This window comes from uncultured Corynebacterium sp., from assembly GCF_902782855.1.
In the GTDB taxonomy this organism is placed as follows: domain Bacteria; phylum Actinomycetota; class Actinomycetes; order Mycobacteriales; family Mycobacteriaceae; genus Corynebacterium.
The window spans coordinates 1-11,124 of record NZ_CACZOO010000290.1; the positions used below are offsets into that span (position 1 = coordinate 1).

10 protein-coding genes and 1 pseudogene are annotated in these 11,124 nt (G+C 66.3%); 8 read left to right on the forward strand and 3 right to left on the reverse strand.

The genetic code is table 11. From position 1 onward, the window contains the following. The 7 genes and pseudogenes from QZV72_RS11815 to QZV72_RS11845 all read left to right on the forward strand — a co-directional run. A pseudogene (locus QZV72_RS11815) lies at window positions 1–234 on the forward strand (acetolactate synthase large subunit); the annotation flags it as partial. After that, window positions 234–740: an acetolactate synthase small subunit gene (gene ilvN / locus QZV72_RS11820; RefSeq protein ID WP_297008715.1), complete on the forward strand. Its 507-nt coding sequence runs from the start codon at window positions 234–236 to the stop codon at window positions 738–740. The pseudogene QZV72_RS11815 and the gene ilvN, both read left to right, overlap by 1 nt. A gap of 105 nt (window positions 741–845) precedes the next feature. Continuing rightward, a complete protein-coding gene (ilvC, locus tag QZV72_RS11825; protein ID WP_297008717.1) occupies window positions 846–1,859 on the forward strand; it encodes a ketol-acid reductoisomerase in 1,014 nt (337 codons plus the stop codon). Window positions 1,860–2,087: 228 nt separating this feature from the next. Continuing rightward, a complete protein-coding gene (locus QZV72_RS11830; RefSeq protein ID WP_297008718.1) occupies window positions 2,088–3,014 on the forward strand; it encodes a cation diffusion facilitator family transporter in 927 nt (308 codons plus the stop codon). A gap of 221 nt (window positions 3,015–3,235) precedes the next feature. Next, window positions 3,236–4,831 (forward strand): phosphoglycerate dehydrogenase, encoded by a 1,596-nt coding sequence (gene serA, locus QZV72_RS11835; RefSeq protein WP_297008720.1) that lies wholly within the window; start codon window positions 3,236–3,238, stop codon window positions 4,829–4,831. A 167-nt stretch (window positions 4,832–4,998) separates the two neighbouring features. Continuing rightward, window positions 4,999–5,484, forward strand: coding sequence for a MarR family winged helix-turn-helix transcriptional regulator (locus QZV72_RS11840; RefSeq protein ID WP_297008722.1), 486 nt, complete (start codon window positions 4,999–5,001; stop codon window positions 5,482–5,484). Window positions 5,485–5,527: 43 nt separating this feature from the next. Beyond that, a complete protein-coding gene (locus QZV72_RS11845; protein ID WP_297008724.1) occupies window positions 5,528–6,730 on the forward strand; it encodes an MFS transporter in 1,203 nt (400 codons plus the stop codon). A 12-nt stretch (window positions 6,731–6,742) separates the two neighbouring features. On the opposite strand, the gene efeB is transcribed toward QZV72_RS11845, so the two are convergent. Genes efeB through efeU form a run of 3 tightly spaced genes read right to left on the reverse strand, consistent with a single transcriptional unit; the run spans window position 6,743 to window position 10,040 of the window. After that, on the reverse strand, window positions 6,743–8,044 hold the full coding sequence (gene efeB / locus QZV72_RS11850) for an iron uptake transporter deferrochelatase/peroxidase subunit (protein ID WP_297008726.1): 1,302 nt from the start codon (window positions 8,042–8,044) through the stop codon (window positions 6,743–6,745). A 1-nt stretch (window position 8,045) separates the two neighbouring features. Beyond that, window positions 8,046–9,203, reverse strand: a complete 1,158-nt coding sequence (efeO, locus tag QZV72_RS11855) for an iron uptake system protein EfeO (RefSeq protein ID WP_297008728.1) — start codon at window positions 9,201–9,203, stop codon at window positions 8,046–8,048. Continuing rightward, the gene (gene efeU / locus QZV72_RS11860; RefSeq protein ID WP_297008730.1) at window positions 9,204–10,040 is read right to left on the reverse strand and encodes an iron uptake transporter permease EfeU; all 837 of its coding nucleotides are present in this window, start codon (window positions 10,038–10,040) and stop codon (window positions 9,204–9,206) included. It lies immediately after the preceding gene. 263 nt (window positions 10,041–10,303) lie between these two features. Here efeU and QZV72_RS11865 point away from each other — a divergent pair. Then, window positions 10,304–11,124, forward strand: an 821-nt coding sequence (locus QZV72_RS11865) for a 3-isopropylmalate dehydrogenase (protein ID WP_297008733.1), incomplete at its 3' end; no start/stop codon positions are given.

The window sequence follows — 11,124 nt, forward strand, 5'->3', positions numbered from 1 at the left end:
AAAGACGACGTCGCCGACGTCATCCGGCGGGCCCGTGAGATCAACGACCGTCCGGTCGTCATCGACTTCATCGTCGGTGAGGACGCCCAGGTCTGGCCGATGATCGCAGCCGGTTCCTCCAACGACGAGGTCCAGTACGCCCGGGATCTCCGTCCACTGTTCGACGAGGAGAACTCCGCGGCCGAGACCCCGGAGGCCATCCAGGCCACCATTCAGGAAGGGGAGCAGAACTAATGTCGCAGATCCACACCCTCAGCGTGCTGTGTGAGGACGTCGACGGTATCGCGTCCCGCATCACGGGCATGTTCACCCGGCGGGCCTTCAGCATCATCTCCATCGCCTCGGGGCGCACCGAGGTCGAGGGCGTCAACCGCTTCACCATCCAGGTGGAGGGGGAGGACCACGTCATCGAGCAGATCACCAAGCAGCTCAACAAGCTCATCCCGGTGATCAAGGTGTCCCGCCACGATCCGGAGTCGATCGTCTGCCGCAGCCTCATGCTGGTCAAGGTCAGTGCAGACAACTCCAACCGCACCCAGGTCGTCGAGGCGGCCAAGCTCTTCCGCGCCCACGTCGTGGACGTGGGGCCGGAGTCCCTGGTGATCGAGGCCACCGGTACCCCGACCAAGCTCCAGGCGATGCTGGAGGTGCTCGAGCCCTACGGTATCCGCGAGCTCGTCGAATCCAGTCTCACCGCCGTGAGCAGGGGCCCCAAGGCCATGTATCCGGCGAAGCTCTGACCTTCCCTGTAGTCATCGTGTGAGATGTTCCGTCTCACACTCTGGTACACATTCTGCTACGATCCAGTGCAGAGTTCGTTACATCCCACGAAAGGCTGTTTCCCCATGGCAATTGACGTCTACTACGACGACGACGCTGACCTGTCGATCATCCAGGGCCGCAAGGTCGCTGTCATCGGCTACGGTTCCCAGGGCCACGCACACTCCCAGAACCTGCGTGACTCCGGTGTCGAGGTCGTCATCGGTCTGCGTGAGGGCTCGAAGTCCCGCGCCAAGGCGGAGGAGGCCGGCTTCAAGGTCCTCACCAACGCCGAGGCCGCCAAGTGGGCCGACGTCGTCATGATCCTGGCTCCGGACACCTCCCAGGCCAAGATCTACGCCGACGACATCGCCCCGAACCTGGAGGACGGCAACGCCATCTTCTTCGGCCACGGTCTGAACATCCACTTCGACCTCATCAAGCCGGCCGAGGGCATCACCGTCGCCATGGCGGCCCCGAAGGGGCCGGGGCACCTCGTCCGTCGCCAGTACGTCGACGGTCACGGCGTCCCGTGCCTCATCGCCGTGGACCAGGACCCGAAGGGTGAGGGGCATGACCTGGCCCTGTCCTACGCCGCCGCCATCGGTGGCGCCCGTGCCGGTGTCATCGCCACGACCTTCAAGGAAGAGACCGAGACCGACCTCTTCGGTGAGCAGGCGGTGCTCTGCGGTGGTCTGGAGTACCTGATCATGAGCGGCTTCGAGGTCCTCACGGAGGCCGGTTACGCCCCGGAGATGGCCTACTTCGAGGTCCTCCACGAGATGAAGCTCATCGTCGACCTCATCTACGAAGGCGGTATCGGCAACATGAACTACTCGGTGTCCGACACCGCGGAGTTCGGCGGCTACCTCTCCGGCCCGCGCATCGTCGACGCCGGCGCCAAGGCGCGTATGAAGGACGTCCTCACCGATATCCAGGACGGCACCTTCGTCAAGCGTCTCATCGCCAATGTGGAGGGCGGAAACAAGGAGCTCGAGGGCATCCGCGCCACCATCGCCGCGCATCCGATCGAGGCCACCGGTGCCAAGCTGCGCGACATGATGAGCTGGGTGAAGAACCCGCTCAACGAGACCGCCTAGTCTGGTCCGTCTGGTCCGGTCCGCGAGTGCGCGGAGAACCCCCCCCGGGGCACTGCAGTTGCAGTGCCCCGGGGGGTTCCGCTGTCCCCGGTCCCGGGATCTCCGTCCGGAGCGGATCTTCTCCGCGCTGATGAAAATGATTACCCTTGCCTAAAATAGTTGTTGACCTGCGGTGACCGAGTTCCTATGCTGGGTGGTGACGCGTTAATGAAAATGAGAGGGGCCCTCATGGGTCACGACCACACCCACTCCCACGACCACACCCACTCCCACGACCACTCCCGGGTCCGGGGGAAGCGACTCTGGGTGGTCATAGCCATGACGTCGGTCATCTTCACCGCCGAGGTCGTCGGTGGGCTGGCGTCCGGTTCCCTGGCCCTGCTGGCGGATGCCGGTCACATGCTCTCCGACGCCGGTGGGCTGATCGTCGCGGCCCTGGCGATGGTGATCGGATCCAGGCCCGCGACCCGGCGGTCCACCTACGGCTTCCGTCGCGCCGAGGTGCTCGCCGCCGCCGTCAACGCCGGCGCGGTCTGCGTCATCGCCGCGTGGATCGCAGTCTCGGCGTTCCGCCGCATGGGGGAGGGGGTGGAGGTCGAAACGGGCATGATGCTCGTCATCGCGGTCATCGGCCTGGTGGCGAACCTCGTCTCCGCGGTCATCCTCAACGGCGGGCGGGAGGAGTCGCTCAACATGCGTGGGGCTTACCTGCATGTCCTCGCGGATCTGTTGGGTTCGGTGGCGGTCATCGTCGCCGCGGTCGTCATCGGCTTCACCGGGTGGAGCTGGGTCGATCCGGCAGCCTCCCTGATCATCGCCCTGCTCATCCTGCCGCGGTCCTGGACTCTGCTGCGCACCGCGGGTGCGGTGCTCATGGAGCGGGTCCCCGACGCGGTGGACGCGACGGGTCTGCGGGGGACCCTGGTGTGTGTGGACGGCGTCGAGAAGATCCACGACCTGCACGTGTGGAGCGTGGACGGGGAATCCGCCGTGGCGTCGGTCCATGTCGTCACCGACGGGGCGGAGCCGGGCGAGGGGCGGTGCGCGGTCCTGGACCGGGTGCAGCAGGTGTTCCGCGACTTCGGTGTCGACCATGCGACCGTCCAGGTGGAGGAATGCGGGCATGAGGGGCACGAGGACGCTGTGTGCGGGTGACCGTGACGGGTCGTCCGGCAGACATCCGACCCGTCGGTTCCCACTGGATGGTCAGTTTGCGTGGCCTGCATCCCACTGACGTCTCTTGACGTACTAAACTGTCCGTAGTCGTACGCCACCGTCACCGGCCCCACCGCCGGAAGGTCGTCAAGGCGTGGGCCCTGCCATCCGACGCGGTCGTGCCGGGTGGTTCAGGAACATCACACTTTTCAGGAGATCCTGTGAGCCAGAATTCCCGTCCCGTCGTCCTCATCGCCGACAAGCTCGCCCAGTCCACCGTTGACGCACTCGGAGACTCGGTCGAGGTGCGCTGGGTCGACGGTCCGAACCGCCCGGAACTTCTCGATGCCGTCAGGGACGCGGACGCCCTGCTCGTCCGCTCCGCCACCACCGTGGATGCCGAAGTGCTCGCTGCGGCTCCGAAGCTGCAGATCATCGGCCGCGCCGGCGTCGGCCTCGACAACGTCGACATCGAGACCGCCACCGCCAGGGGTGTCATGGTCGTCAACGCCCCGACCTCCAACATCCACTCCGCCTGTGAGCACGCCATCGCGCTCCTGCTCTCCGCGGCCCGTCAGATTCCGGCCGCCGACAAGACCCTGCGTGACGCAGAGTGGAAGCGCTCGTCCTTCAAGGGTGTCGAGATCTTCGGCAAGACCGTGGGCATCGTCGGCTTCGGCCACATCGGCCAGCTTTTCGCCCAGCGTCTCGCCGCCTTCGAGACCGAGATCATCGCCTACGACCCCTACGCCAACCCGGCCCGCGCCGCCCAGCTCGGCGTCGAGCTCGTGGAACTCGACGAGCTCGTCGCCCGCGCCGACTTCGTCACCATCCACCTGCCGAAGACGAAGGAGACGGCGGGCATGTTCAACGCCGAGCTCCTGTCGAAGTCCAAGAAGGGCCAGATCATCATCAACGCGGCCCGTGGCGGCCTCGTCGACGAGCAGGCCCTGGCCGACGCCATCACGTCCGGTCGGATCCGCGGTGCCGGTTTCGACGTCTATTCCAAGGAGCCCTGCACCGACTCCCCGCTGTTCGGCCTGGACGAGGTCGTCGTGACCCCGCACCTGGGAGCCTCCACCGTCGAGGCCCAGGACCGCGCCGGCACCGACGTCGCAGCCTCCGTTCTCAAGGCGCTCGCCGGTGACTTCGTGCCGGACGCCGTGAACGTCACCGGTGGCCGCGTCTCCGAGGAGGTCGCACTGTGGCTGAACCTCGCCACCAAGCTCGGCAAGGTCGCCTCCGCGCTGCTGGACGCCCCGGTCTCCACCGTGTCCGTCGAGGCCCGTGGTGAGCTGTCCACCGAGTCTGTGGACGCTTTGGGCCTGGCCGCCCTGCGTGGCGTTTTCGCCGGCGTCGTCGACGAGCAGGTCACCTTCGTCAATACTCCGCAGATCGCGGAGGAGCGGGGCGTGGGCCTCACCGTCACCACCGCCGACGAGTCCGTCACCCACCGCTCGGTCCTCGAGGTCAAGGCCGTCGCCGGCGACGGCACCTCGGTCTCCGTGATCGGTGCGCTGACCGGCCTGGAGCACATCGAGAAGATCGTCCGGATCAACGACCGCGGCCTCGACCTGCGCGCCGAGGGTCTGAACCTCTTCCTCACCTACACCGACCAGCCGGGCGCGCTCGGTACCGTCGGCACCTTCCTGGGCCGCGAGGGCATCAACATCAACGCTGCCGCCCTGTCCCAGGATCTCACCGAAGGGTCCGCCACCCTCGTCCTGCGTGTCGAGAAGGAGATCCCGGCGGATCTCGTGGCCCGGATCGGTGAAGCTCTGTCCGCCTCCCGCGCCGTGCAGCTGGACCTGGCCTAGCTTCCGCACCCTAGCTTCCGCACCCTGGCTTCCGTCCCTCCATCGTCAGTCCCCCGGCCCCGGACCCGGGCGGTCACCGCGTCACCGCGGTGGCCGCCCGGGTCCGGTCGTCTGTGGCGGACGCACCCTCTTGTCAATAACCAACTTATATAATAGGATTCTGCATCGTGGCACACATCGTCGAAGAGCCCTCTGCGGCGAGCCTCACGCTCGCCCAGGACATGCGGGACGCCATCCGTCTCGCCGTCCAGATGACCCGCGTCCTCGTGTATCCGGGAGATCTCTCGACCCCACAGGTCAGCGTCCTCAACACGCTCTCCTCGGCCCCCGCCAGGGTCGGCGACCTCGCCAAGCTCGGCGGCGTCACCCAACCGGGCATGAGCCAGCTGGTCTCCCGGCTGGAGTCCGCAGGTCTCGTGGAACGCGCCGGCTCCGTCGAGGACGCGCGGGTGACCCTCGTGACGATCACGGAACGGGGACGCGACGCCCTCGACCGGGTGAACCGGGAACGCAACAACGTCCTCGGGGTGCACCTGGAGAGGCTCTCCGACGACGATGTGCAGTGCATCCGGGACGGACTCGGCCCACTGGCCCGACTGGCCGGGGACGTCATCCGGGATCAGACGACAACCGACAGGCACAGGAGGCGATGACCGCGTGGGCGGACATGAGGTGACAGGACTACCCACGGTGAGCATGGATGCCGCGACGTTCGAATCAGAGAAGCAGTCGATACTGCGTCAGCCGATCGCCGTGTGGGCCACCGCGCTGGCGTGCGTGTTCGCCTTCATGGGCATCGGACTGGACGACCCGATCCTCCCGGCCATCGCCGAGAACCTCGACGCCGGCCCCTCCGAGGTGTCTCTGCTGTTCACCAGCTACTTCGCCGTCACCGCCGTGATGATGCTCATCACCAGCGCCGTCTCCAGCCGGATCGGCGGCAAGAGGACACTGCTGTCGGGCCTCGCCCTCATCGTCATCTTCGCCGCCCTCGCCGGTACATCGGGCAGTGTCGGCCAACTCGTCGGATTCCGCGCCGGCTGGGGTCTGGGCAACGCCCTGTTCGTGGCCACCGCACTGGCGGTCATCGTCGCCGTGGCCACCGGTGGACGTGCCGTGGCGATCATCCTCTACGAGGCGGCACTCGGACTCGGCATGGCCTGCGGTCCGCTGGTCGGCGCGGTACTGGGGCACATGAACTGGCGCGGACCGTTCTTCGGCACCGCCGTGCTCATGCTCATCGCCCTTGTCGTCCTGCTGCTCAAGCTGCCGAAGACGCCGACGCCCGCCGTGAAGACCGGCTTCCTCGACTCCCTGAGGGCCCTGCGTCACGGTGGCCTGTTCGGGGTCTCCTTCTCCGCCCTGTTCTACAACTTCGGTTTCTTCACCGTGCTGGCCTACACCCCGTTTCTCCCGGTGATCAAGGAATCCGGGGAGTACGGCATCGGGCTGGTCTTCTTCGGCTGGGGCTGCGCCCTGGCGGTGTGCTCCGTCATCGTCGCCCCCCTGGTCCAGAACCGGGTGGGCGCGGCGAACACCTCGATGATCATGCTGGTCTCACTGCTCGTCATGTACGTCCTGCTGGGGCTGGCACACGACAACAGGGCAGTGGTCGTCGTCCTGGTGGTCATCTCCGGTGCACTGATGGGCATCAACAACACGGTCTACACCGAAATGGCGATGAGCGTCTCAGACCACCCGCAGCCGGTGGCCTCGGCGGCCTACAACTTCGTGCGGTGGATGGGTGGTGTCATCGCCCCCTACACCGCCACGAAGATCGCCGAACACGTCGACCTGTCCACCCCGTACTACGTCGCCGCGGCCGCCGCGTTCCTCGCCGTGGTGGTCATGCTCCTCAGCCGCAACGCGGTGGAGGCGCACGGACCCCACGCGGTCTAGCCCGGACGCGGTCTAGACGTCCCCGAACAGGGCGGTGCCCCAGTCCTGCCCGTCCGCGAGTCCCGGCGGGCAGGCGAAGATCGCCTTCGACTCGTAGCGCACGTACTCGTTCATCTTGTCGCTGTGCGCCAACTTCATCTGGATCGGCGTGAAGTTCTCCGAGGGTGCGGCGACGTAGGCGATGAAGAACAGGCCGGCAGACAGATGCCCCATCGAGTCCGTCCCTTCAATGAAATTGTATGCCCGCCGCAGCATCCGTTGCCCGTCATTCTGGTCGGGGTGGGCCAGAAAGACGTGGGAGTCCGTGGGAATCGCCGGCCCCCCGGTGCCGAGGTACAGGTCGAAGGGGACGTCGTCATTCTCGTGTTTCGTGCCGATCGGGGCACCCGACCCCTTGTACCGGGCGAAGGTGTGCTGTTGGTCGTCGAGGATCTGGCGGTCCCAGACCTCCAGCAGCATCCTGATCCGGCGGACGCACATGTACGATCCACCGGCCATCCAGTTGTCCGGCCCCGCACTGTCGGCCCGGTCGTCGGAGACCCACACCATCTTCGCGACGTCGTCGGTCTCGTCGGCGGTGATGTTGCGGGTGCCGTCCTTGAACCCGAAGAGGTTGCGCGGGGTGTCCTCCTCCTTCGTGGTCTTCGACGCCGCACCGTACCCGAGCTGCGACCACTTCACCTCGACCACGCCGGTTCCCGCGCGGGTGAGGTTCCGGACCGCGTGGACCGCGACCTGGGGGTCGTCGGCGCAGGCCTGGATGACGATGTCGCCGTCGCACAGGGCGTCCTGCAGCTGATCGCCGGGAAACTTCGGCAACGACTCGAGCTCCTTGGGCCTCCGGTCAGCGAGGCCGAACCGTTTGTCGAACAGGGACGGGCCGAATCCTACGGTGACCGTGAGGTTTCCGGAGGACAGGTCCAACGCCTCGCCGGTGTCGTCCGGGACGAGGTTCAGGGTGTTGTCCGGGTCCTCGTTGGCGTCCGCGTCGACGTCGGTGAGTGCACCACCGTCGGTGGTCTGTTTCCCCTGCGTCATCCGTTCCGCCATGGCGGTCCAGGTGGACAGCATCTCCCTCAGCTCCCCGCGGTCACCGGTGAGGACGCTGAACGCCACAATGTGCAGGTGCTCCTGCTGTGCGGTGGTGACGCCGGCCTGGTGTTCCCCCCGGAACGGGACGATCTGGGTGTCGCCGTCACCGGAGGAGCAGGCGGCCAGTGCACCTGCTCCGACGGTACCTGCTGCGGCAGCACCGAGACCGGTGAGACCGAGGCCGGTGAGGAAGCCACGTCGGGAGACGGACCCGCGGGTCATGTTAGTTCGCCTCCGCCCCGGTGACGACGCCCGTGACCTTGGAGACCTGCTCGTTGAGCTGGTCGAGGGCGGTGGACAGCTTCTTGCGGTCATTCTCGCTGACCTTGTCGTAGGAGATGAAGCCGTCACCCTCGCGGTAGGTGTCGAGCAGCTGTTGGACGCTGTCGAACTTGGCGTTGATGTCGGCGAGGAGGTTCGGGTCCTTCTCGTCGATGCTCTCCTCCAGGGCGGCGACGGCGGCCTTCGAGCCGTCGAGGTTGGCCTGGAAGTCCCAGAGGTCGGTGTGGGAGAAGGTGTCCTCTTCGCCGGTGATCTTGGAGGTGGAGATTTCGTCGAGCAGACCGTGGGCACCGTTGGCGATGAGGTCGGGGGCGACTGTGAAGTCCCCGGCATTGACCCCGTCGACGAGTTCCCGGACGTCCGCGACCAGCTGGTCGGCGTCCTTCCTGGTCTCGTCGGTGATCTTGCCGTCGACCCAGAGGGCCTTCTCGATCTTGTGGAAGCCGGTCCATTTCTGGCCGTCCTCGAGGTCCGCCTCGCGCAGGTCGATGCGCGGGTCGAGGTCATCGGGGAAGGACTCGGCGATCGGCTCGATGCGCTCGTAGTAGGTGCGGGTCGGGGCGAACAGTGACTTTGCGGTGTTCACGTCGCCGGCCTGGATCGCGTCGGTGAAGGTGCCGACGGACTCCTGCAGGGCGGTGGTCTGGGACCGGACGTAGCGCAGGTAACCCTCGACGGCCGCGGTGAGCTTGTCGTCGCCCTCGGCGAGGTCGACCGCGTCGCCGGTGACGGTGAGGTCGTGGCTGATGCCCTCGCCGACCATGCCCGGCTTACAGGTGGTCCGGTAGGTGCCGGCCTCGGGGATGGAGACCAGGAGCTTGCGGGTCGCACCCGGGCCGATGTTCTCGACCTCACCGACCACGCGTCCGCCGTCGGTGTAGACGTAGAACTCAGTGATCTTCTTGCCGGTGTTGGTGACCTCGAAGTTGTTGTTGCCGGTCCTGGCGTCGTAGGAGCTCACGTCACAGGAGTCGTCGGTGGCGGCGACGGTGTAGGTTGTGGCGTCATCGTCCTTGTCGGCGCAGGCGACCATGCTCAGCGGGAGAGCGAGGACAGCCGGTACAGCGAGTGCGGTGCGGGAGATGCGGGAGATCTTCATTCAGTGGGTTCCTTCGGTGGAATGGGTGGAGGTGGTGGACTTCTTCCTGACCGGCCAGAAGAAGGCGGGTAGGGCGAGGACGAGGAACAGTGCCCAGCCGGTGAACGCGAGAACCGTCGGCGTGGGCACGACGTTGAACATGCCTTCCAGCAGCGTGGCGTACCAGGTGCCGGGTTCGATGACGCCGGAGATGTCGAAGGCGTAGTCGGACAGTCCCGGCAGCACGTTCGCCTCCTGCAGGTCGGTGATGCCGTAGCGTAGGATCCCGGCGGCGACGAGGATGAGCAGCAGCCCGGTGATCTGGAAGAACATCTTCAGGTTGATGTTGACAGCGCCGAAGTACATGGCGACGCCGATCGCGATGGAGACGGCCACTCCGGTGACCAGACCGGCGAACGGGACGCCGAGGGACCTGCTGAACGAGTCGAAGACGAGCAGTGCGGTCTCGATTCCCTCGCGGGCCACGGCGATGAAGGCGACGGTGGCGACGGCGACGGGGCCGACGGCCACGGCCTTCTCCATCTTCCCCTCGAGCTCGGCGGTCATGTTCCGGCTCGCGCCCTTCATCCAGATCAGCATCCACACGACCAGGACGACGGTGACGATCGAGGCGATACCGCCGATGAGCTCCTGGCCGGTGGTGGTCAGGGTCTTGGTGCCGAAGTGGATGATGAGGAAGACGCCCACCGTGACTGCGAGCGCCGCGATGATCCCACCCCATAACCAGGGGTAGGACCGTCGCTGCCCGGTCTTCTTGAGGTACGCGGCGAGAATGATGACCACCATGGTGGCCTCCAGTCCCTCGCGGAGTCCGATGAGGGCGTTGGTGTAGAACACTGACCCCGGCTTTCTGATGTAGTGCTTTTCCGTGTCCGGCGTGTAGTGCGTCGGCGCCCTGACGCTACGGAATCGGTGAGGCTCACCAAAGCTCAAGGGCAGAGTCAGAATAGTCCGTGCCGGAGTGATATGGAAAGGTCCGGTGGGTGGTCGGGGGTGAAGGCTGTGACCCCGGGGTGACAGGTCGGGTGGTCCACAGAACGTGGTATTCTGGCGGAAATTTCCAACGATGTGAGACATTTGGACGCTAAGGAGCCCACGGAATGAAACTCGCCGTCATTGCCGGAGACGGAATCGGAACCGAGGTCACTGCCGAGGCGCTCAAGGTCCTCGATGCCGTGACCGGCGACGAGACCATCGACACCACCGACTACGACCTGGGCGCCCGCCGCTACCTCCGCAACGGCGAACTACTCACCGACGCAGACCTGGCGTCCCTCAGAGAGCATGACGCGATCCTCCTCGGCGCCATCGGCGACCCCCGCTCCGTGCCGGCCGGCATCCTCGAGCGGGGGCTGCTGCTGCCGCTGCGCTTCAGGCTGGACCACGCGGTGAACCTGCGTCCGGCGAAGCTCTACCCGGGCTCGTCCTCCCCGCTGGTGAACCCCGGAGAGATCGACTTCGTCGTCGTCCGCGAGGGTACCGAGGGCCTCTACTGCGGCAACGGTGGTACCCTGCGCGAAGGCACCGAGAACGAGGTCGCCAGTGAGCTGAGCCAGAACACCTGGTACGGCGTGTCCCGCGTCGTGCGGGACGCCTTTGAGCGCGCGCAGTCCCGCCGGAAGAAGCTGACCCTGGTCCACAAGACCAACGTGCTGGTCAACGCCGGTGGTCTGTGGTCTCGCGCCGTCGACACCATCGGCGCGGACTTCCCCGGGGTCACGGTGGACTACTGCCACATCGACGCGGCCACCATCTACATGACCACCGACCCGGGGCGTTTCGACGTCATCGTCACCGACAACCTCTTCGGTGACATCCTCACTGACCTCGCCGGTGCGGTCACCGGCGGCATCGGTCTGGCGGCGTCCGGCAACATCGACCCGTCACGTGAGAATCCCTCCATGTTCGAGCCGGTCCACGG